Origin of the sequence: Ulvibacterium sp. (assembly GCF_028285715.1) — a bacterium.
In the GTDB taxonomy this organism is placed as follows: domain Bacteria; phylum Bacteroidota; class Bacteroidia; order Flavobacteriales; family Flavobacteriaceae; genus Ulvibacterium.
Genome location: NZ_JANQOO010000017.1, coordinates 562802 through 585725 on the forward strand (window position 1 = coordinate 562802; position 22924 = coordinate 585725).

17 protein-coding genes are annotated in these 22924 nt (G+C 42.2%); 6 read left to right on the plus strand and 11 right to left on the minus strand.

Annotated features, from left to right (window positions below):
• Positions 1-34: 34 nt before the first annotated feature.
• The 7 genes from Q0993_RS09530 to Q0993_RS09560 form a co-directional block, all read right to left on the minus strand.
• Positions 35-1972 (minus strand): OmpA family protein, encoded by a 1938-nt coding sequence (locus tag Q0993_RS09530; protein WP_299532247.1) that lies wholly within the window; start codon positions 1970-1972, stop codon positions 35-37.
• Positions 1973-1983: 11 nt separating this feature from the next.
• Positions 1984-2976 carry a type IX secretion system membrane protein PorP/SprF gene (locus Q0993_RS09535; RefSeq protein WP_299532248.1) on the minus strand — a complete coding sequence of 331 codons (993 nt, stop codon included), beginning with the start codon at positions 2974-2976 and terminating at the stop codon, positions 1984-1986.
• A gap of 7 nt (positions 2977-2983) precedes the next feature.
• The gene (locus Q0993_RS09540) at positions 2984-7084 is read right to left on the minus strand and encodes a gliding motility-associated C-terminal domain-containing protein (protein ID WP_299532250.1); all 4101 of its coding nucleotides are present in this window, start codon (positions 7082-7084) and stop codon (positions 2984-2986) included.
• A gap of 248 nt (positions 7085-7332) precedes the next feature.
• Entirely contained in the window at positions 7333-8217 is an 885-nt protein-coding gene (gene fabD, locus Q0993_RS09545; protein ID WP_299532251.1) for an ACP S-malonyltransferase, read from the minus strand.
• A 120-nt stretch (positions 8218-8337) separates the two neighbouring features.
• A complete protein-coding gene (locus tag Q0993_RS09550) occupies positions 8338-8850 on the minus strand; it encodes a gamma carbonic anhydrase family protein (RefSeq protein ID WP_299532252.1) in 513 nt (170 codons plus the stop codon).
• Positions 8851-8999: 149 nt separating this feature from the next.
• Complete coding sequence (locus Q0993_RS09555; protein ID WP_299532253.1) at positions 9000-9728, minus strand: LytTR family DNA-binding domain-containing protein; 729 nt, start codon at positions 9726-9728, stop codon at positions 9000-9002.
• Entirely contained in the window at positions 9728-11848 is a 2121-nt protein-coding gene (locus Q0993_RS09560) for a histidine kinase (protein ID WP_299532254.1), read from the minus strand. The genes Q0993_RS09555 and Q0993_RS09560 overlap by 1 nt, the downstream gene beginning before the upstream one ends.
• A 293-nt stretch (positions 11849-12141) precedes the next feature.
• Here Q0993_RS09560 and Q0993_RS09565 point away from each other — a divergent pair, with 293 nt between their 5' ends.
• Positions 12142-13317, plus strand: a complete 1176-nt coding sequence (locus tag Q0993_RS09565; RefSeq protein ID WP_299532255.1) for a VWA domain-containing protein — start codon at positions 12142-12144, stop codon at positions 13315-13317.
• 63 nt (positions 13318-13380) lie between these two features.
• On the opposite strand, the gene Q0993_RS09570 is transcribed toward Q0993_RS09565, so the two are convergent.
• Positions 13381-14373, minus strand: a complete 993-nt coding sequence (locus tag Q0993_RS09570; RefSeq protein WP_299532257.1) for a type IX secretion system membrane protein PorP/SprF — start codon at positions 14371-14373, stop codon at positions 13381-13383.
• 121 nt (positions 14374-14494) lie between these two features.
• Between Q0993_RS09570 and Q0993_RS09575 the strand changes: the two genes are divergently transcribed.
• The 5 genes from Q0993_RS09575 to Q0993_RS09595 all read left to right on the plus strand — a co-directional run bounded on the left by Q0993_RS09575 (position 14495) and on the right by Q0993_RS09595 (position 19534).
• On the plus strand, positions 14495-15397 hold the full coding sequence (locus Q0993_RS09575; protein WP_299532259.1) for a NifU family protein: 903 nt from the start codon (positions 14495-14497) through the stop codon (positions 15395-15397).
• A 70-nt stretch (positions 15398-15467) separates the two neighbouring features.
• On the plus strand, positions 15468-15668 hold the full coding sequence (locus Q0993_RS09580; protein ID WP_299532260.1) for a dodecin family protein: 201 nt from the start codon (positions 15468-15470) through the stop codon (positions 15666-15668).
• Positions 15669-15814: 146 nt separating this feature from the next.
• Positions 15815-17857, plus strand: a complete 2043-nt coding sequence (locus Q0993_RS09585) for a thioredoxin domain-containing protein (protein ID WP_299532262.1) — start codon at positions 15815-15817, stop codon at positions 17855-17857.
• Positions 17858-17936: 79 nt separating this feature from the next.
• Positions 17937-18770 carry a mechanosensitive ion channel domain-containing protein gene (locus Q0993_RS09590; protein ID WP_299532263.1) on the plus strand — a complete coding sequence of 278 codons (834 nt, stop codon included), beginning with the start codon at positions 17937-17939 and terminating at the stop codon, positions 18768-18770.
• 110 nt (positions 18771-18880) lie between these two features.
• Complete coding sequence (locus tag Q0993_RS09595; protein ID WP_299532264.1) at positions 18881-19534, plus strand: hypothetical protein; 654 nt, start codon at positions 18881-18883, stop codon at positions 19532-19534.
• 34 nt (positions 19535-19568) lie between these two features.
• Here the strand turns inward: Q0993_RS09595 and tsaB are convergent, their stop codons facing one another.
• The 3 genes from tsaB to Q0993_RS09610 all read right to left on the minus strand — a co-directional run bounded on the left by tsaB (position 19569) and on the right by Q0993_RS09610 (position 22871).
• Positions 19569-20240: a tRNA (adenosine(37)-N6)-threonylcarbamoyltransferase complex dimerization subunit type 1 TsaB gene (gene tsaB, locus Q0993_RS09600; protein WP_299532265.1), complete on the minus strand. Its 672-nt coding sequence runs from the start codon at positions 20238-20240 to the stop codon at positions 19569-19571.
• Positions 20241-20327: 87 nt separating this feature from the next.
• On the minus strand, positions 20328-21698 hold the full coding sequence (locus tag Q0993_RS09605) for a TolC family protein (protein WP_299532266.1): 1371 nt from the start codon (positions 21696-21698) through the stop codon (positions 20328-20330).
• A 27-nt stretch (positions 21699-21725) separates the two neighbouring features.
• Positions 21726-22871, minus strand: a complete 1146-nt coding sequence (locus Q0993_RS09610) for an efflux RND transporter periplasmic adaptor subunit (RefSeq protein WP_299532269.1) — start codon at positions 22869-22871, stop codon at positions 21726-21728.
• Between the last annotated feature and the right edge of the window lie 53 nt (positions 22872-22924).

The following is a 22924-nucleotide window of genomic DNA, read 5'->3' on the forward strand; positions in this document are numbered from 1 at the left end:
CAAATAGTATTCTCAGGAATATGTGTTGAGACCTTTATTCGAGTTCCGAATAATTCTCTATCACGATTAGCGTACGTAAGTTTTGATTGTGCAAAAATTCCAAACAGTACACCCCGTTCGTGCAATTATTAAGTATTTTTTCCTCTCCAAACCCTTCTACCGATAAAATGCTTGAGGGGGGTACACCATTTCCTAAAAGGTACTCCTTCACCGCTTCTGCCCTTTGTTGGGAGACCCTTTTGTTGGAATACTCACTTCCGCGACTGTCTGTATACGATTCTATTCGGAGGTGCATTTCAGGAAATTTTTGTTGTATTTGGACAACTTTATCCAATTCTGCTATCATATCCTCGGATAGGTTGCTCTTTCCTTTGGCGAAAAGAAAATCATTTAACTTAAGGACCGTTTTCCCTTCCCTTTGCTCAACAACATTTTCCAAGAACAACAATTCGATATCCAAAGGTGTTTTTTGAACTTCCTCAAGTTTGTTTTCATCGTACAAATCGTAAAACTTGGAATACCTTTGCTTGCTCACTTCCAAAACAATTCCATCAGGCCAAGGAAGTTCTGTTTGAAATGTCCCTTCCTCATTGGAATATACCTCCTTTATCAAGTCTTTGTTCTTGTCCAGAATCCTAACCGCCGCTTTCTCGATTCCCTGTCTTTTTCCCAGCTCTTTTATGGTTCCGCGTAATACCAAGGTCTTTAGGCCAGGGGTACGGTTAATCTTAAATCCGTAAATGTCATCACTTCCCTTGCCCCCTTTTCTATTCGATGAAAAATATCCGGAATAACCATCTTCACCGTCGCCTTCGATAATAAATCCAAAATCGTCCCTGGGCGAATTGATTCCATTTCCCAAATTAATGGGAATACTAAAGGTACCATCAGGTTGCATATTAGTCTTATAAACATCCATGCCTCCCAGTCCATAAAAAATATCGGAGGAAAAATACAGACTCCCTTCAAAAATATAAGGCGCTATTTCATTTCCGGCCGTGTTTATACGAGGTCCCAAATTAAAGGGTTCGGACATAATCTGTCCATTACTTGTATTTACATAGTAAATGTCCGTTCCCCCGTAACTATCCTCGAAATTGGCAGCAAAATAAATCCTGTTTGTAGACTCCTCAAAAAATGGATAGTAAAAAGAGGTGCTTAAATCCTTGAGAATATAGCGAAAAAAGCCGTTTGGATATAAAACCCCCATGGCCAAGGAATTTTTGCCGTTCTTATCAAAGGCAAGTCGTTCATCCTCCGTATTGGAAAGTATATAAAACACACGATCCAAGCCTTGCGAATAAAAGGGCGTTGATTTGTGGTATTTGGAATCCGGTATCCGGGCAAATGGATTTGAATTGAGAATATCCCCATTTGAACCCACCCTTGCCACATAAATATCTAAGTATGACTCTCCGGAGGGCTCGTATATTTTCTTTGACTTTTGAAGACGTGAGCTACTAAAGAGCAATTTATCCTTATAAAAAGTAGGGGAGAAATCTGCTTGAGGGCTGTTGGCGCTGATATTGAAAATTTGAAAATCCCTATCCGCATCAGATTGGGAATTAAGTAATTGGGAATTAAAGTCCACGTTTTCCAATAATTGGCTGGGTAACATATCCCTTTTTGTTTTTAAAAAGGCCTGTATCCTATCTTTTTCCGAGTTTTTGGCCAAACTTTGGAGCATCTTGTTAAACTGATGCACCGTCATAATGGTATCCTTTTTATTGATATCCAAATATACTTGGGACGCATTTCTATAGTCCCCTGTATGAAAATAGGAATCAGCAAGATTCAAAAACTGGTGATTGGTCATCAATTTTCCATTTCGAATCCGTTTTTGATACTCCGTTATGGCATTTGCATAGGAATAACTGTAGAACAATTTATCTGCTTTGGACATTTTCTTCTCTTGCGCCAAGCAAATGGTCGATACTACCCAGAATGTCAAAAATAAAACCCTTATTTTCATAGGAATATCATTTAAAAGAACCTTGGTGTGTCAATTTGTTTGGGTTGGTCCTTAATATCAGGTTTCTCATCTTTAGAACGTCCTTTACCCTTACCGAGATAAAATTTAAGAATAATTTCATGGGAACCATTGTTGAATTCCCCAAGTAAATTGGTATTGTAGTCATAGGAATAGCCAATAAACGTACTACTGGAAACCTGAAAACCGGCCAACCCACTAATTGCATTATCCACACGGTAGGAAGCACCTGCCGTGAACCTTTCGTTAATAAGGAAATTTGCTGAAATGTTGGTATTTAATGGTGCTCCGCTGACGTAGTTCAACAAAAAAGCCGGTTTGAATTTTAAGGTTTCCGACAGGTCAAAAACATAACCTCCAATAATATTGAGATGTATGTTATCTTCAACAATAGCGGCAACATCCTCGTCATAAATCCCGTCCGTCAGAAAATTAGGTATGGAAAGCCCAAAATACCAAATGTCATCACTATACAAAAATAGCCCCGCTCCAATAGTGGGATAAAAATTGTTGAGGGGGCTACGATTCAATATGGGTTCTCCAGGATTCTCAAACGTTCCCTTGGAAAAATCGACATCTAGAAAACCACCTCCAACATCCATCCCAAAAGATAGCATAGTGTTATAGGTGACATTAAATTGATACGAATAGGAAAGGTCTACATAGGTCTGGGTTACGGGTCCCAATTGATCATTCACTACATTGAACCCTAGACCGTGTTTTTTGTTCTCAAATGGAAAATTAACCCCAAAACGAATGGTTCTTGGCGATCCCGGGATATCCAACCATTGTGCACGATACAAACCGATAATCTCCGGATTCTCCACGCTCCCTACATAGGCCGGATTAAAACTACCAATATTGTACATATATTGCGTGTATTGGGGTTCCTTTTGGGCATGGCCGTTATACGTGCAGCTAAGGGCAGCAAGCGCAAGGGAAAAATAAAAGTATTTATAGAGCGATTTACCTAAATAATATGCCATAGATACATTATCTAATAAGCTGAATCCAGCCTTTTCTTGGTTGGGAACCGTCCCCAAGATTTAATATGTAAAAATATGTGCCATCCGGTGCCTGCTCATTCTTCCATGTTCCGTCCCAAACATTGTCATCCGTCATATTCTGGGAGGCAAATACCTGATTACCGTAACGATTAAAAATTTCCAAAGAGGTATTCGAAAAAGTACCTATATCCCTAATTGTTAAAAAGTCGTTAGTCCCGTCTCCATTAGGTGAAAATTGATTGAATACAAACCCCGGATCGGCTGCAGTCGGCAAATTTACGGTAACCGTAGCCGTGGCTTGGTTATTGCCCGGGTTGCCATCCGCCGGTGACGATCTAATAATTGTGGCCGTATTGGCAAATGTGCCTTCTACGGGTTCCACTGTAGCCGTAATTTCCAAAGTAGCTTCCTGCCCCCTTGATAAATTTGGAATTTCCCATAAACCTGAGTCAACGTTATAATTTCCTATATCCGCAGTAGAGGTCACATTGGTAATACGGCCATCCGGGCCAGTAGGCAAAATGTCCTCGATAACGATATTGGAAATCACATCGTCTTCCGTGGATTCATTGGAAACGATCAATACAAATGTTATTTCCTGACCTATTAAAGGATAAATGTTAACCGAGTTTCTATCATTTCCGATCCGTGCCAGCTTTTGAAGTTCTAAATCAATTCCCTCTGGCAAGTCAATATTTAAGGTTACCGTGGCGCTATTGTTGGCAGCAGTATCATCAGCTGGAAAAGAATCCAAAAGTTCCGCGGTATTGGTATAAGGCCCCCCTTCCAAAACATTCACTACGATGTCCAGGCTTGCACTTTCCGAAGAATTGAGTTCGGGAATGGTCCACTCCCCCATATTTTCATCATAACTACCTGTAGAAGGTTCATCGGAAACATATTCGAAACCGGTCTCTAAAAGATCCCCGACCAGTATGCCACTGGCGCTCCTATCCGATGTGTTGGTCACCGTAATAGTGAATGTTACTTGGCTGCCGATAACCGCATTTTCGTTGTCCACGACTTTCGTAATCGCCAAATCTATAGGTGTAGGGTCGCAATTGGGATGGTCCGGATTGGGATCGCAGGGGTCGTTGGGATCGGAACCATTAGCCTCTTCCTCCGGATCCGAAATATCGTCCCCATCAAAATCACATTGGCCATTTAGTCTAGAGGGAATACACGGATTATCATTGGCAGGATCCAATTGATCGACGACCCCATCGGAATCGCTATCCAAAATATTGGAATCCAGGGCATCTATGATACCATCGCTATCTGCATCCAAAGGATTCTGAACATCGCCTCCTACTTCCACACCATCATCTATCCCATCACCATCCGTATCCGGGTTGTTAGGCAACGTGCCCAGTGCAGCTTCCTCACCTCCCAGTAGGCCGTCGTTATCCTCGTCCGTATCACAACTGCTTACGGATATGGTCACTTCCGAAGACTCGTTTGTACAAGGCGCCTGTGCTCCTGTTGTAGTAAAGGTGAAAACGTAATCTCCCGCCGGTTGGCCTTCGAAATCGATTAAGCTGATTCCATTTGCAATGGTTCCTCCGGCGGGTTGACTGGTCACTGTCCATTGGCCAGTGTCCTCTCCGGTCAACTGATCGGCAAGATCTAGCGTGGTACTTCCAAAGGTAGCATCATTACACGAGGAACCATCGGTTGGAGTCCCGGCAGATACCTGGGGAACAATCGTAGCTACTACTTCCGCTCTGGGCGAGGACGTACAACCATCCGCAGTGGCCTCCACGTAATAGGTGGTAGTGGCACTCAAATCCGGCATTACGGTAGATCCGGAAAAAAGGGCCGCTCCGCCAGTGGGCACCGTATACCAATTAAACGTCGGTGGCTGGGCCTGACCAGGAACATTACCGGTTACCTGTAATTCCACCGGCCCTGGACCACACCTTTCCCCATCGGTAGTTCCGGTTATGACAGGTATAGGATTAAGGCGTAGTTCCACCTCCAAAAAGGGACTGGCACAATTGTTCACATCATCCCAATAGAAACCGAAATAAGATCCTCCACTTGCCACATTTATTGCACTCGAGGATAAATGGGCCGCTTCATCCGAGGTGTCGGAAACTGTACTCCACCGCAATTCCGTTCCAGCGGGCCCACTACCGGTTACAAAATCATCCAAATCCAAAACGATACTGTCCCCACAATACTCTGTGTCTGGGGCACCGGGATTTAAAGTGGGTGCCAAGTTGCCCGCTACACAAGGGTCACAATCAATAACCGTAATCGTTACGTCTACGGATTCATTGGTGCAAGGAGCAACTGCATTGTCCGTTGTATAAGTATATATGTAAGTTCCCAAAGGTTCATTTTCGAAATCTACATTATTACCACCTCCGGGATTTACAACAGCTGGGCCCGAAGTAAATGCCCAGTCACCAGAATCATTGTTTTCTATCAAATCGTCCAAATCGATTTCCGTATCCCCGAAGTTATCATCGCTACAGGCATTGGCGTTGGTAGTGTTCCCTGCGGAAGGTTGCTGACTCACTGTAGCCACCACGGCACTCCTTGGAGAGGTACAACCATTTAGCGAAGCTTCTACATAATAGGTTGTGGTAGTGTTAATACTGGGTGTTGAAAAACTCGTACCCGTACCAATACTCGTACCACCGGTATCGGTAGCAAACCAGCTAAGGGTACCGGAATCGGCCGTGGCTCCCAAAGTCAGGGTTCCCGCGCCACATCTAGAATCGGGAGTGGTACCGGTAATGACCGGTATGGGATTTACGGTAGCCGTTACTGCTGTTCTAGAGGAAATACACCCATTTAAAGAAGCTTCTACATAGTATGTGGTGGTGATGTTTATACTCGGAGTCACAAAACTTGTACCTGTTCCTATACTTGTTCCACCTGTAGGTGCAACATACCAGTTCAAGGTACCGGCACTAGCGGTAGCACCCAATGTAACCGTTCCCGGACCACATCTTGAATCAGGGGTTGAACCGGTTATTGAAGGGGTTGTACCAAAGGTGAGCGTTACGGATGAAGTAGGACTAAAACATACATTGGCGGCATCAAAGTATACTGCATAATAGGTATTCGATATGGACACGGAAGGATTGGCAGCGAGTAAGTCCCCTGCTCCAGTTGGATTCGGGTTGGTACTCCAACGTAATGCTGCTCCCGCCGGTGCACTTCCAGCACCTCCCTGTACAAAACCATCCAAACTTTCGCCTGCGGAATCACAAAATTCCGTAGGGTTACCTCCCAATATCGTTGGAGCGGTGAATCCTGCAAAGCAATCATCATCCAGAATCGTGATGTCGACACGATCATTGGCACCATCTATGGGAAACAAGGTGGCATTACTTGTAGCATCCACTCGTAACCTTACAAATTCATCCGGTTCAATATCAGCATCATCCAAAACAGTCAATGGCACCGTAGCGAGCTGCTGCCCATCGGCAATGTCAACGGACGGTGGAAAAGCACTAAAATCCGTTCCTTGGGTAGCCGTGGTGGCTCCGCCGATATTAATAGTAACGGTAATCGGACCGCCTGTTCCGTTAACACCTCCAAGGTCAATAGTATATTCCCCATTGTTATTGGGTTCCGAAGCATCACCATCAGAAACGGATATGCTTACCAAGCCTTGATCGTCATCGATTATACTGGCCACATCACTATTGTCAGTTAGGCTGATGCTCCCTGCCGAAACGGTTTCCAAGGTCACTGTCAAGGTTTCATTTCCCTCTACTAAGTCATCTATAATTCGAGCTATTCCAATATCAACAAAAGAACCAACAACTCCTCCCCCGATAACTACCGAGGTTGTTGCTGGAGGTGTATAGTCAACCCCAGAAATAGCCGTGTCACCAATGGTTCCTACGGAAAACGTAACCGTAACATCATCTGGATTAAAAGACAAACTACGGGTTATCCTAAAAGTGGCAAGGGTAGTTCCATCCTCATTGGCATCACTTATCGCGGCAATGGAAAACTCCTGGGAATACACGGTAAAACCCAAAAACAGGAAAAGAAGGGATAGCCAAAATTCTTTTAAAGCAGAGGTTCTTTTGGATGGGGCATCCATAGTATTTTTCTTTTTCACTTTTTATTTGTCAACACTTACCCAAAAACAGTAAGGTGCAATTTACCGACAAATGCCTTGTTCAAATCCTCATACGTCGGCATATACAATAATTTCCTCGAATTCCAAGAATTCAAATTCAAGTGGGGTTGGTGGGTTATCCGAAAATGGACTCAATATTACTAAAAAAAATAGCCCAGTCCTCAAATTAAAGGATTAAGTAGGGCTTTTTCGGATGAAATACAACATTATTAAGAGATCAATACAACTTATCGGATTTCGGCAGATATGGCCTCGGCATCCCCTACAATCTTCTTTATTAAACCTTGTAGTACCTTTCCAGGGCCAACTTCTATGAATTTCAAGGTACCCCCTTTGGACATGTTTTGGACACTCTGGGTCCATTTCACAGGGGCTGTCAATTGGGCGATCAAATTTTTCTTGATCTCTGATGGGTCAACCACAGCAGTGGTAGTTACATTCTGATAAATAGGACATTTGGGGTCATTAAAGGTAGCTTCCTCAATAGCAGCGGCCAATTCCTCCCTGGCCGGTTCCATTAATGGGGAATGAAATGCCCCTCCAACGGGTAATACCATAGCTCTTCTGGCACCCCCCTCCTTTAATTTTACACAGGCTTCATTCACGGCATCAACCTCCCCGGATATTACCAATTGACCTGGACAATTGTAATTTGCAGGAACCACTATTCCAGGGGTTTCGCTACATATCTTTTCAATAGTTGCATCTTCCATTCCCATAACCACGGCCATAGTGCCCGGCTTTAATTCACATGCTTTCTGCATGGCCATCGCCCTTCTGGCCACCAATTGCAGCCCTTCTTCAAAACTAAGGGCCCCATTGGCCACCAAGGCCGAAAATTCACCCAGGGAATGTCCTGCCACACTATCAGGCTTAAAGTCATCACCCATAACCTTACTCAGCACTACGGAGTGCAGAAAAATAGTTGGCTGGGTAACCTTGGTCTGCTTTAAGTCTTCGGCAGTGCCTTCAAACATGATATCCGTAATCGAGAAACCAAGAATATCGTTGGCCTGCGAGAACATTTCTTGGGCAACGGGATACCCCTCATAAAGGTCCAAACCCATTCCAACGAATTGAGCTCCCTGACCTGGAAATACGTATGCGTTCATAGTTTGTGTTTTGACCCCACAAATATAGGAATTAAAGATTGTCGATTAATTTGGATCATTTGTTTTTTGGATCGCCACCAAGAACGTGGCCCAAATACCGCCAAAAGTACTTTCACGACACTACTTGAACCAGCTGGAATACTTTACATAGTTGTTGGCTATCCTATCAATTTCCCCAGAACTTAGTTCCGGGCTTATGTCCTTTATTTTTCTTGCCGGCATACCCGCAAAGACGCTTCCCGAAGGCACATGGGTTCCCTTGGTAACCACTGCCCCTGCAGCAATTATACTGTTACTTTCCACAACACAATCGTCCATAATTATACTACCCATACCTACCAACACATTGTCCTTGATTGTACAGCCGTGGACTATTGCATTATGACCAATGGAGACATTATTGCCAATGGTCGTGGGTGATTTTAAATAGGTACAATGGATTACGGCCCCATCCTGGACATTTACCTTATTGCCCATTTTTATATAGTGAACATCCCCTCTTATTACGGCATTGAACCAAATGCTACATTGATCACCCATATGTACTTCACCTACAATGGTGGCATTTTCTGCAATAAAACAATCCTTTCCTAATTGTGGGGTTTTTTTGTTAACAGCTTTTATAATGGGCATGATGCGGAATTAGATTTTTGGCGTTAGGTTATAAATTTTGATAGTTCGACTGTTCTCAGTATGACATGATTTGCTGTTCGGTGTTCGGTGTTCGGTATTTGGTATTTGGTAAAAGAAAAAATGAAGCATTTTCCGATTTCCAATCTTTATCAAAAATAGGACAACAATTCCTTTTTCCTGGAGGCCGAGACCAAAAGTTCCTTCCCATTGGAGATGACTACGCTACCCCCCTTGCCCTTTCTATATTTGACGACCTCATTTACGTTGACCAAAAAGGACTTATGGATACGGGCAAAGGAAAAGCCCGAGAGAGCCTCTTCAAAGTATTTCAAGGTCTTGCTTACCAATATCTTCTTATTTTCCAAATAGATTTCCGTGTAGTTGTCATCTGCTTTGCAATACAGAATTTCAGATACATTCAGCACCTGAAATCCATCTTGTTGGGGTAATGTAATTTTCCCCTCTACACCCCTTAACTTGGGCTGCAATACGCGATTTTCCAAGTTTGCTTCCCGTTGTTTTATCTCTCTAACATAATCCACGGCCTTTATCAATTCATCAATATTAATGGGCTTCATCAAATAGTACGCGGCATGTTGGTTCAGGGCTTCCTTGGCATAGTGGTCGTAGGCAGTAACAAAAACTACTTCGAAGGTGCGATCGGAGACCTGATCCAAGAGGTCGAACGCATTGCCAAAAGGCATTTCCACATCCAAAAAGACTAGGTCCAAAGCATACCGCTTTATTAGACTCAATCCCTCCTTTATGGAAGCTGCCTCACCTTTTAGGTTAATGTCCTCTACATACTTTTTTAAATAATTTCTTAGGATTTCCCGGCTACCTGTCTCATCCTCTACTATAATCGCATTGATTTCCATTACTTCTTTTTTAAGGTAAAAGTCACTTTGGTTCCTGTCCCATCCCTATTCAGATCCGAAATACGAATGGTTATTCTATTCTTGTGCATATCATTTAAGATGGCGATACGCTTGGCAATGTTACCCATACCCTTGGACTTCTGATTCCTTTGGTGCCTGGTCTTTAATTCGGCCGATTTCTTTCGACCAATGCCGTTGTCCGAAATGGTAATTTCCAAAGTAGCCTTACTTTGCTGCTTTAAATGTATTTTTAAGAATCCCTTTTCTTCCTTGTACCGTAAACCATGCCAAATGGCGTTTTCGATATAAGGTTGAAGCAGCATGGGTGGAATTTGGTAGGAATCGATATCCAAATGCTCGCTTGAAACTATCTCGTAATTAAATTTTTCCGGAAAGCGGGAATGTTCCAGTTTTACATAGAGCTCCAACAATTCCAATTCCCTGGACAGTGGAATAAAATCTTCTTCCGAATTCTCCAGAACAGAACGCATTAAAGTAGAAAACTCGCTTAAATATCTGTTGGCACTTCGCTCATCGCTCTTGGCAATATAGTTATTCACGGAATTCAACGCGTTAAATATAAAATGCGGGTTCATCTGTGAGCGCAACGATTTTAAAGCGAGCAAATTGTTGGCCAATTTCTGTTGTTGATTGCTCCTATAGAAGAAAAAGGCAGCCAAAGCAGTTAGAATCATTCCGAAAATCAGGGAATAGATAATCCACTTTTGCCGTTTGTTGTTCTCCTGAATCAACTGTTGCTCCGTAAGGGCCAAATCATACTTACTTTGTGAAAGTTCGCGTTCCTGCTCCAAGCCTGTTATACGACTCTGTTTGGATGCAATCTCCCTATTAAACCTTGCTGCTCTGGAAATCTCTTGCTCTTTTCGAATATATAGGGTATCTACCAGGGCCACATAATCTTGGTAGCTTTCCAAGGCTTTTGAATAATCCCCCTTGTATTTGTAGATTTCGGATAATTTTCGAGTAGCATCTTTCTGAACCACCAAATCATCCTCCGAATCTGCCTCGACAATACTGCGCTCCAGATATGGAAGTGCCTCGTCATACTTATCTTGGGCAATGTAGGCATTGGCAATCTTGTAATTGATACGCTGGGAGGTGATAGTATCCGCTTCTCTTGCGGAGTTGTTGTTATCCAAAACCGGACTTGAAATTTCCTTTAGTTCGTTCAGCGTTTTTTTACGAAGCTGAATTTCCTCGTCATATCGGTTCTTTTTATTGTAAAAATCAGCTACCTTTTCTTTCTCCTGAATAGCCCTTTGTGGTGCTTGTAGGCTGGCAAGTTCGAGCGAATTTCCATAAAAACCTTCGGCCTCCAAGGTGCGATTCTCGTTGGCATATGCGTCCGCAATTTTGGAGGTAAGATCGGTCATCTTTGGGGTAATCTGGTTTTTTTTGGCCACTTTGAGGCCCTCTTCATAATAGGCGATGGCCTCATCCAATTGATTAAGGCCTTGAAATGTATCCCCTAAAAATTCGTAAAGCTCAGTTTTCTGATAAGGTTCCAATTGCTTAATTTTTAGCAATGGTAAAAGTGTGGTTTGGGCGGCATCGAATTCTTTGTTCTGTAAGTAGGCCTCTCCCAACAGCAAAGAAGCCTTTATGGTCTTATTAGCCTCATTGGCATCTTTAAGGTTATCAATGGCCAGGTCATATTGTCTATGATATAAATACACTTCCCCTAGCAGGGTAAGGGACCGGGCCAATTCCTTTTTATTTCCCCTTTTGCCCAATCTGGAAATAGACTGAGCAATGAAATCGATACTTTTTTCAATATCCGTTTTTTTATATCGATTGGCCGAGTCCAAAAAAGTTTGATGTTCGGATATTGACCCTCTGGAAAGGCTACTTCTACTGGCCTTCCTTTCGTCCCCAACGTATCCTTCGACTAAAACGTCCACGTCCTCGTTACTGGTGATGGTATGCCGTACCGTTTCGAATTCGGAACTTGTAAAAACGAGTTCATCCCCAACGCTGACATCTATGGTAAATTCGCCAAAAGCATTTGTTACGGTATACTCTCCGGTATTTGTAGAGACCTCAACCCCGGTTATGGGTATGCCCGTTTCCCTGCCTTTTACCGAACCTTTTATTGTCATCTGGGTGGAGTTCCTAGTTACTTGGGAAAGCCCGGTCGAAAAAAGTATAAGAAATAGAAATGTTATGTACGTATTGCTTCGCATAGTGCTGTTATACCCTGTAAACTTAGGAGATTTTGGCGGTACTGAAAAACGGGAAAATCCCAAAAACAAGACTTGAAATAGTAAATTCCGGCCCTTTGATCGATCAAAGGGCTACTTTACGCATTCAAAAAACCACTTTGCTCATTACCTGTTTTTTGGGAAAAAGTTTGCATCTAGTTTTAGTCCATAATCCATAAATAAAAATCAAAATGAAATTTGCACAACAACTCTTGGGTATTGGACTTTCGCTTTTTGCGGTATCCCTATACGGATGCGAGCCAAAACCCAACAGCAAGAATAAAGAAACTATTGTTGCCCAGGCTATTCTGGACGAGAAAAAAACATCCAACAACATGGTGAAAATCGCACTGCTGTTGGACACTAGCAATAGTATGGACGGACTCATTAATCAGGCCAAGGCACAGTTATGGGATATTATAAACAAATTTACCCATGCAAAATGTGGAAATCAAGGTGTGCCAAATCTGCAAATTGCGCTTTACCAATATGGTAATGACAACCTGTCCTCTAGGGAAGGCTACATTCAACAGGTATTGGGTTTTAGTGACGATCTGGATGAAATTTCAGAGAAATTGTTTTCCCTTACCACAAACGGTGGGGAAGAGTATTGCGGAAAGGTTATCCAAACCGCGTTGGGCCAATTGGATTGGGGTAAAAACCCGGATAATCTTAAAATGATCTTTATTGCCGGAAACGAGCCTTTTACCCAAGGGAAATTGGACTACAAAGATGCCGCTACCCAGGCAAAGGAGAAGGATATAATTGTAAATACCATCTTTTGTGGGGATTATGAACAAGGTATCCATACGCGATGGAAGCACGGGGCCACCTTGACCGGTGGGGAATATTCGGCTATTGACCATAATAGGAAGGTAGTGCACATAGACACCCCATATGATGACATCATTATTCAATTAAATTCCAAATTAAACCGTACGTATATCTCCTATGGGGCCCTCGGAAGGGAAAAAGTACAGATTCAATTGGACCAGGACGAGAATGCCATGGCGATGGAAGAAGCTGTGGCCGTAAAACGCGCCGTTAGCAAAAGTTCCCGATTGTATAAAAATTCCAAATGGGATTTGGTTGACGCCTATGGGGAAGGAACAATGACCCTATCCGATATTAAAACAGATGAATTGCCTCCAGAACTAAAAAACAAGAATCCGCAGGAAATCGAATCCTATATCTTGAAAAAAAGAGAGGAGCGCAAAAAGATTCAAAAGGAAATTCGGGAATTGAACGCCAAGCGGGAAATCTATATCACCAAAAACCAAAAAGAAAATTCCCAAGGCGATTTGGAAGGGGCCATGTTGGAAGCTATTGAAAAGCAGGCGGCCCAGAAGAATTACAGATGGGAGTAAAATGCTTTAGGTACGCCTTATCCATTTATTTACAAATGGGTGGGGCGTTTTTGTTTTACGGTCTTACTGTGCTGCCGGGCAATAGCAATCGTAACGTCTTTCGGATTGCCCAAAATCGTATCCAACCGTAATCTGGTGGAACCCACCATTGTCAAAACGGATATCCCCCATTTGATAGGAATAGTTATAGGATACCATAAAATTTTTAATATTGGCACCTATTATCGGCGTTATCAATTGCAACCGCTGCTCGCCGAAACTACCATCGGTTTGGAACTGGGCCCCATCAAAACTTCTTCTATAGGATATCCCGCCCCATAATCGTCCAAAACTTACATCCTTGTATACCTTGGCATTGATGTCCACGGTTCTTTCCTCAGTAAACTCGGTCAACTGAAATAACACGGAAGGTTCATATTGCCATTCGTTTCTTCCGAAGACATATCCAGCGGAAATTAGATATCTTCTTAGATTATCAAACTCTATGGCCGTATATAAATCTCGTCCGGATCCCAAAACATTAAGCACCGAAAAATGCGCATAAAACTCCATGAGACTGTAGGACATGCCCAAATCCATATTAAAATAGCTCACACTATTTCTAGTTCCGGTAATAATAGGATCGGGAATTACAGAACGGAATTCCGTCTCGTCCAAACTACTTTGAATCAAACCCCCACTAAGACCAAATGATAATTGATTTAGATATCGAATATCGCCCCCTAGCTTTAAATGGTGTGCATAAGTCAATTTTAAACCGGTTTGTGAATGGTACCCATTGGCATCATTGAAGAAGATAGCCCCAACGCCACTATTACTGTCACCCAGTCTAAAATGGGCATTCAAGGTCTGAAGATTGGGAGCCTCGTCCACACTAAACCATTGCTGCCTTATGGTACCCCTTATCTTTCCACCTTCCCCGATACCCGCCATAGAGGGGTATACTAAATAGTAGTTGTCCGATAAATAGTCAAAATATACGGGAATCCCTTCTTGTGCCCATGACTGGACGCCATAAGCAAGAAAGGAGCATAAAAGCAGTAAACGAAGTTTCATCAAATTTGGGGGGATATGAGTTAATATCGATAAATATAAAACATATAACGAATGAAACGCTACATTATTATATATACAAATACCGAGAAAATGGTTGTATTTTTGAAAAAAATTAGTCGCCATGAAGGAGTATAATATTACCGTAGTACCAACTCAAAACCCTGCCATTTTAAAATTTGAGACCAACCAATTGCTCACCAAAGGAAATAACTATGAATTCAAAAACATAGATGATGCCAAAGATTCACCTTTGGCCCAGCAGCTTTTCTACCTTCCTTTTATCAAAACCGTTTACATTTCGGGAAACTTTATAGCCCTGGAACGGTTCGATATCGTGGATTGGGAAGATGTAAAGGATGAAGTGGCCCAACAGTTGGTAGAATACCTGAATGCCGGCGAGCCCGTTGTCCGAGAAGAAACAAGTGGAAAAAAAATCCCGGTAACGGTCTATGCCGAGGTTACTCCCAATCCTTCTACAATGAAATTCGTAGCCAGCAGAAAAATAGTCCCGGAGGCGTTTGAATTTAAAAATATTGATGAGGCGGCGGAATCCGAACTGGCCAAACAATTATTCCATTTCCCATTTGTGAAACAGGTTTTTCTGGATGAGAATTATGTTTCCATAAGCAAATACGAAATGGCCCAATGGGACGAAATTACCATGGAACTTCGTGAGTTTATACGGGATTTCATTGCGGACGGGAAAGAAGTGGTATCTGCCAATGCTGAAGGCGTAAAAACGGCAAACACTCCCAAGGAACAAAAAATTAACGAAAATTTGGACGACACTTCATTGCAAATCATAGACATCCTGGAAGAATACGTAAAGCCGGCCGTAGCCAGCGACGGAGGCAATATTCTTTTTAAATCCTATGAACAGGAAAGTAAAACCGTGAACGTAATCCTTCAGGGTGCATGTAGCGGTTGTCCGTCCTCAACCTATACGCTAAAGAATGGAATCGAAACCATGCTCAAAAATATGATGGGAGATAAGGTGAATGAGGTGATTGCATTGAACGGTTGATTTTAGCCGATTACTCCTTCATTCCAGTTTATATTCGCTAACTTTAATAGAATTTAAAAACACGATCATTATGGCAGTTTTAAAAGTAATTGAAGTATTGGCGAACTCCGATGAAAGTTGGGAAGATGCCACAAAGAAGGCTGTAGCGGAGGCCTCCAAATCCGTAAAAAATATTCGATCGGTATACGTCAACGAGCAGAGTGCTACCGTGGATGACGGAAAAATAAAGGAGTACCGAGTAAACGTAAAAATCACCTTTGAGGTAAAGTAAATATCTTTTAAGATATGTTAGGTTACGCCCGCCAAATGGCGGGCTTTTTTTATATTTTCTTTGCACTACCTTTGAATATGTCTTTCTTTAGATGTATGATAGTGTGTTTTTTTTCCTGTATTGGGCTTGCCCAAAAAACCCAAAAGATGACCCATACCTATACCAATTCCTTAATTCACGAAACCAGTCCCTATTTATTGCAACACGCCCATAATCCGGTTAATTGGCAAGCGTGGAATCCGGAAAGTCTGGAGGTTGCCCAAAAGCAAAACAAATTACTGCTCATAAGTATTGGCTATGCTGCCTGCCATTGGTGCCATGTTATGGAACATGAATGTTTTGAGGACAAAGAAGTGGCGGAGGTCATGAACCAAAACTTTATAAATATAAAAGTGGATAGGGAAGAGCGTCCGGACATTGATCAAATCTACATGGATGCCCTTCAAATCATGACAGGTAGTGGCGGTTGGCCACTCAATATCGTGGCATTGCCGGATGGTAGGCCCTTTTGGGGAGCCACTTATGTAAAAAAGGGCAATTGGATCAATGTACTGGAGCAATTGTCCGTTCTATACCACAAAAATCCATCAAAAATTTTGGAATATGCCCAAAATATGACGGAGGGCTTAAACGCCATAAATCTAGTGGAGAATAAACCGGATTCGGATATTATTACTTCACAGGATTTAGGCAAGGGTGTACAGGAATGGTCACAATTTTTTGATAAAAAAATGGGGGGCTACCGGCGTGCTCCAAAATTCATGATGCCAGTTAACCTCAATTTCCTTCTACACTATGGTACGATGGAAAATGACGAAAAAATCCTGGATTATGTACACACTTCCCTTACCAAAATGGCCTGGGGTGGAATTTTTGACCATGTAGGTGGGGGATTTTCCAGATATTCCGTCGATGCCAAATGGCATGTGCCCCATTTTGAAAAGATGCTGTATGACAATGGCCAATTGGTTAGCCTTTATGCAAAGGCCTATGCCTCCTCAAAAAATGAGCTCTACAAAAGTGTTGTTGAAAGAACCGTCCAATTCGTGGAAAAGGAACTAATGAGTGAAAACTTTGGATTCTATTCTTCCTTGGATGCCGATAGCATCAACGAAAATGGGAGCTTGGAAGAAGGAGCTTATTATGTTTGGCAAGAGAACGATTTGCAATCAATCTTGGGAAAGGACTTCCCATTGTTTAAGGACTATTTTAACATTAATAGTTATGGGCACTGGGAGCATGGAAATTATGTGTTGATCCGTGACGAACCGGACTCGGAAATCGCAAAAAAACACTCCGTTGACCCAACGAGCCTGAAAAATACTATTGTAGACTGCCTTGTGTTATTGGAAAAAGAACGCAATAAAAGAAATAGACCCAGGTTGGACGATAAAATCCTTACCTCCTGGAACGGCCTTATGCTAAAGGGTTTGGTGGATGCATACCGATATCTTGGAAAAAGTGACTATTTGGAGTTGGCCCTAAAAAATGCGGCTTTTATTGAATCGGAATTGACCAAGGAAGAAGGTGGGCTTTATCACAATCATAAAAACGGCACAAGTACCATTAATGGGTATTTGGAGGATTATGCTTCCGTTATCGATGCATTTATCGGCCTATATGAAATAACATTTGACGGGAAATGGTTGATGCGGGCCAAAACATTGACGGAATATTGCCTGGAAAACTTTAGGGACGAAGAAAGTGGCCTATTCTTCTTTACATCCAAGGAAGAACCGCGTTTGGTTCGTAGAACTCTGGAAACCTCCGATAATGTTATCCCAGCATCCAATTCCATTATGGCAAAAAACCTATATAAGTTGTCCAAAATCCTATTTGAGATGGACTATGGAGAAATCGCTCGACAAATGCTTAAAAACATTCAGGAAAATTTTGACAAAAATGCCCAAAGTCATGCCAATTGGATGCAATTGGCGCTATATTTTAACAAGCCTTTCTATGAAGTGGCCATTATAGGGGAACAATTTGAGGAAAAAGCCAAGGCGATGCACACCCTTTATTTACCCAATATTGTTCTGGCCGCTACAAAAAAAGAGAGCAAATTGCCACTGTTACAAAATAGATTCAACCCAAAGCAGACCTTGTATTATGTCTGTGAGCAGGGTTCCTGCAAGCTTCCCGTGCTGCAATTGGAAGAGGTGTTGAACCAATTGCAATTTCAGAATTAATATTAACAATAGTTTAATCCTTTCTTTTTGATTGGGATTCTACAATTTTTTAAGTTTCTAAAAACCAAAAAGCTACAAAATGGAAAAATTTACGGATTGGCAAGCACACATAGACGAGGCCATAAATTGGGTTTGGAATTTTCTCCCGGACATGATCATGGCGGTCATTATTTTAGTCGTAGGTCTCTGGATCATTAAGTTTATCAATCGTATGGTCCGCAAATTTTTCCAGAAAAAGGATTACGACCTGGCCCTGGAAACTTTTTTACAGAGTTTTATAAGCATTGCACTTAAACTCCTGTTATTCGTATTGGTCATAACCCAACTAGGCGTTAAATCGTCCTCTTTGGTAGCCATAGTGGGCGCAGCTGGACTTGCCATTGGTCTTGCCTTACAGGGTTCTTTATCCAATTTCGCCGGTGGCGTGCTTATTCTTTTGTTCAAGCCTTTTAGGGTCGGGGATTTTATTTCGGCACAAGGTGTTGATGGAACGGTAAAGGAGATATCCATATTTACCACAAAACTCAACACTTTTGGTAACCAGTTGGCCATTATTCCCAACGGACAGCTGAGCAACAACAATATCATCAATTACAATGCGGAAAGTACGCGAAGAGATAAAATAGACATAGGAATCGGATATGGCTCCAATATAAAAAGTGCTAAGGATATCCTTCTAAAAATTTGTTCGGACAATGAAAATATTTTAAAAGAACCGATACCGGAAGTTTACGTTGGGGAACTTGCCGATAGTTCGGTAAACCTTACATTGCGTTTTTGGGCGAACAATGATGTCTTTTGGGCGGCCCATTTTTATGTAATGGAGGAAATAAAGCTCCGATTTGATGAGGCCGGTATTGAAATCCCTTTCCCACAACGGGATATCCATATGAAAACAGAAACTATTTCGTAACTTTTACATCAAAGAAATCACCATCAAATGAAGTGGCCATGGGCTATCCTATCAATCCTTTTAAGGTTCATTTTTTGACAAGGACGATATTTGCATGTAAAAGTTCTTTGGTGACACCACCTCTTTTGCTTTTTTCCCTTATTCTAATGGCACAGCCTTCCGAGAAAGAAGTTAAAATGACTCTATGGAGAAATGGTACTTTGGCCGATTGGTCGGTAGGTGGGACGGTTTATTGGGACAAGGAGTTCAAAAAAGGGTTCGCTCTTCTGAATGGACATAAAAACAAGGAATTGTTGCTTCGGTATGATGCTTACTCCGACGAAATTGAATATCTGGATGATGAAGATAAGCGTATGCTATTTCAAAGAAGTGAGTACATGGGAGCAATTATCGATTCCATTACATATCGCTATATAGACTATTTGGATGGGGGCGAGAAAAAATCCGGATTCTTTAACCCCTTGAATGAGGGGGAAACCATTTTATATCTGCGAAATACAAAAACCATTTTTTATAAGGCCCCCGAAAATGGTTATGAATCTTTTATACCTCCTAAATTCATACAGAATACCTCTTATTATCTAAAACGAAAGGACAGGCCTGCAATGCCCCTGAATGATTTAAGCAAGAAGGAAATATTTGCCGTGCTATGGGAGCACTATGCCGACCTTCGCACATATGCAAGGGAAAACAAATTGCGAATGCGTACCGTGGAAGAGGTTATTCAAGTTCTTAACTATTACGACTCCCTGCCCCAAAAATAAGGAAAATGCCTCATTTTCAAACCATTTTGGAACCTCAGGACTTTCCTTTTGTTATGAAGTCCTTTAAATAATAGGGTTCAAAATAGGCCACATCCTCAAAATCGGATTTTTGGTACTTTAAAAAGGAAAGTTTGCCCATTTCCTTTGCGGATGGGATTACATCATCCATGAATTCAAAATTAGGATGCTTAAGAATCTCATGGCATTTCCGGGCCCCGGGACCTAATAGTAGGGTTTTGCCGGCTTCTGCGTATTTGAAAAACGAATTCTCGGTGATGATTTCAGCTTTTGTTTCCCTAACTTGATTGAATTTTGAATCGAAAACCGCAGAATACACCTCCATCCGTCGGGCATCCAAAACCGGAATACTAAAGTCCGATGTCCCCGCTTTTATTTGATGCGCCATACTTTCCAATGTCGCGATTGAAATTAAGGGAATGTCCAAGGCGAAACACAGGCCTTTTGCCGCGGAGACCCCAATCCTTAAACCTGTATACGAACCTGGACCTTTACTTACGGCTATAGCGTCCAAATCAGAAAACGACAGGGAAGCCATATCCAGGGCTTTCTTTATGAAGACATGCAGTTGTTCTGAATGTGAATAATTGGGTGTGTTATCCTCTATAAGTGCAAGAATATTGCCATTTTTTCCTATGCTTACCGAACAATTGGTCGTCGCCGTTTCCAAATTTAGGATTACTGCCATAACGGGCACAAAGATAGGTTGATTTCTAAAAAAGACCCGCCGAGTTTTAAAAACCTGGCGGGTCCTATTTTTTTTAAACCACCCTATCTATTCCAAGGCAATTGGAATCCCGAAATAGAACTCCAGCACCTTTAACCTAAAAATATAATCGTATTTGGAACGGATTACAGTTGCGGCAGCATCATCTACCCTGGCTTGTGCCTGCCCAAAGTCAAAAGCGTTCATGAGCCCCACATCATAGCGCTCCTTGGCATATACATAGGCCAAACGCCTGGCATCCAATGTTTTTTGGGCTGCTTCGTAGACCTTGAAAAAATTGGAGACATCCACATAGGCTTGGTTTATATCGGTCTCTAGATTCAATTTATCCTGTTCCAGTTGTAATTTGTTGCGCTCCAGATTTATTTTGGACCGTTTCACATTATTTCGGGTCGCCCAACCATTAAACACCGGGATATTCATTTGAAAACCATAGGAAATCCCATCATTTAACCATAGCTGATCTATGAAATCCGCCCTAAAGGCAATGGGGGGATTGTTGACAGGGTCTACGGGATCCGGAATAGTCTGGAACTGATTGGTGTAAAAAGTATTATAGTTGAAAAAAGCATCTATCGTGGGATAATTGGCCCCTTTGGCAATCTGTAGATCTTTCTCAGCCAATTCTACGTTGGCCTCGGAAAACTTAATATCATTACGAAAAGTTAGGGCCTTGTCAAAAATAACCTTTGCCGAATTGTTCAAGATATCCGAAGGTGGAATATCGAACTCTTCATCGGCCACATCAAAATTCTCATAATCCGTAATCTGGAGCAATTGCGCCAGTGCAATACGGGACAAAAGTACTTGGTTTTCCCCATTTACAATCTGTTGCTCCTGAGAGGCCGCCGTTGCCTCAATCTCCAATAAATCCCCTCGGGGAAGTACTCCGGATTCTACCAATTCATTAGTCCGCTTAACGTCTTGTTCCGTTACCGCATACTGGGCCCTAAAGACTTTTAGAGACTCTTTATTGGAAATGACCTGTAAATAAGAATTTGCTACGTTGAGACGGATATCGTCCTTTAAATCGTCCAAACGATACTGGTTGGCCAGGGTATTCAGTTTGGCTCGGTTTAACTGATGGATGTTCCTTAGACCATCAAAAATCCGCATACCACTACTTATACCGGCTGAAGTCGAAAAAATTTGCCCGGGCTCTATAATGTTGGTGTTCGGGTTGGTAACCAAACCGGATCGTTCACTTACACTGGCATTACTATTAAGAGTTGGTAGGAAGGCCCCCAAGGCATCCGACTTGTCGATTACGGCATTTTCCAAATCCAGTTCAAACTGTTCAACACTTAGGTTATTATCCAAGGCATAGGTAACACATTCTTCCAAGGTCCATTTTCTCTGTTGGGCGTTGGTAATACCTATTGAAAATAGAATGAGTACAGCAATTGCAAATGGTTTCATGTATTCTTTTTTTGATTGATGTTGTTCTTATTCTGACTCGGTGTTTTCCTCCTCATCATCTTCTTCTTCACCTTTCTTTATGGGCTCGGTTTTGTTCCACTCCTTCACTTTATCTTCCATGGATAGTCCGGAGACTATCTCTACGTTTACTCCATCGGAAATACCAATTTCAATATCCTTGCGCTCAAATTGCTGTTCCCCGGTCTCTACTTCCACATAGGGTTCATCCGTCTTTTTATCAAATTGAAGTAAGGCTTCCGGAATTACCATTACACTATCCTTTTTTTCCAGTACCAAGGAGGCATTGGCACTATAACCCGCCCGTATCATGAAATCATCGGGCACCTGAACATCACCCTCGATCTTAAACTGTACCGCCCCGGTCTCCTCTATTCCCTTGGGCGCAATGAACCGTAGTTCTGCATCGAGTTCTTTGTCCTCAATGGCTCCCAAACTAATCTTTAAGGGCATGCCCAGCTCTAATTTGGCAACTTCCCCCTCATCAACCTTTCCCTCAAAGATCATTTTGCTTAAATCAGCTATGGTGGCAATAGTAGTCCCATCATTAAAGTTGTTACTCTGAATTACTTGAACACCCTCTTCAACGGGAATCTCCAGAATCGTCCCAGTAACCGTGGCCCGTATATCCGTATTGGCGCTGGCAGATCCCCCGGCCGAACCGATACGGATAATCCGATAATCCGCCTTGGCATTATCCAGTTCCTGAACGGCTTGGTCATATTGTAACTGCAGGTTGTTGAAGTCCTGATTCGATATCACCCCCCTGTCGTACAATTTCTTATTCCTGTCATACTCGATGGTGGTATTTTTAAGGGCTATTTCCGCATTTCGGACCCGCCCTTGAGCCTGATTCAAAGACTGTTCGTTAGGTACCACCTTAATGACGGCGATCAAATCCCCCGCCTTTACATCCGCTCCCTCTTCCATAAATATCCTGTCGATAATACCAGTAATTTGGGGTTTTATTTCAACTTCGTCTTCTGGCACCACCTTTCCCGTGGCCACTGTTTTTTTCTCGATATTGGCAATAAAAGGGGTTTTTGTTTCATATTCTATGGCCGATTTGCTATTGGATTTGATAAAAAAAGCCGCAGCCCAAAGTGCGCCTAGTACCAAAACACCGATAAGTATATACTTTACAATCTTGTTCATTTTATACGTGTTTATTATCCGTTGGTTGTATTTTTCTAAACTTTGTTACACTA

Coding starts and splice junctions, on each gene's coding strand:
- Q0993_RS09530 (WP_299532247.1), bottom strand. CDS start 1,972: ATGAAAATAAGGGTTTTATTTTTGACATTCTGGGTAGTATCGACCATT.
- Q0993_RS09535 (WP_299532248.1), bottom strand. CDS start 2,976: ATGGCATATTATTTAGGTAAATCGCTCTATAAATACTTTTATTTTTCC.
- fabD (WP_299532251.1), bottom strand. CDS start 8,217: ATGAACGCATACGTATTTCCAGGTCAGGGAGCTCAATTCGTTGGAATG.
- Q0993_RS09550 (WP_299532252.1), bottom strand. CDS start 8,850: ATGCCCATTATAAAAGCTGTTAACAAAAAAACCCCACAATTAGGAAAG.
- Q0993_RS09555 (WP_299532253.1), bottom strand. CDS start 9,728: ATGGAAATCAATGCGATTATAGTAGAGGATGAGACAGGTAGCCGGGAA.
- Q0993_RS09560 (WP_299532254.1), bottom strand. CDS start 11,848: ATGACAATAAAAGGTTCGGTAAAAGGCAGGGAAACGGGCATACCCATA.
- Q0993_RS09565 (WP_299532255.1), top strand. CDS start 12,142: ATGAAATTTGCACAACAACTCTTGGGTATTGGACTTTCGCTTTTTGCG.
- Q0993_RS09570 (WP_299532257.1), bottom strand. CDS start 14,373: ATGAAACTTCGTTTACTGCTTTTATGCTCCTTTCTTGCTTATGGCGTC.
- Q0993_RS09575 (WP_299532259.1), top strand. CDS start 14,495: ATGAAGGAGTATAATATTACCGTAGTACCAACTCAAAACCCTGCCATT.
- Q0993_RS09580 (WP_299532260.1), top strand. CDS start 15,468: ATGGCAGTTTTAAAAGTAATTGAAGTATTGGCGAACTCCGATGAAAGT.
- Q0993_RS09585 (WP_299532262.1), top strand. CDS start 15,815: ATGACCCATACCTATACCAATTCCTTAATTCACGAAACCAGTCCCTAT.
- Q0993_RS09590 (WP_299532263.1), top strand. CDS start 17,937: ATGGAAAAATTTACGGATTGGCAAGCACACATAGACGAGGCCATAAAT.
- tsaB (WP_299532265.1), bottom strand. CDS start 20,240: ATGGCAGTAATCCTAAATTTGGAAACGGCGACGACCAATTGTTCGGTA.
- Q0993_RS09605 (WP_299532266.1), bottom strand. CDS start 21,698: ATGAAACCATTTGCAATTGCTGTACTCATTCTATTTTCAATAGGTATT.
- Q0993_RS09610 (WP_299532269.1), bottom strand. CDS start 22,871: ATGAACAAGATTGTAAAGTATATACTTATCGGTGTTTTGGTACTAGGC.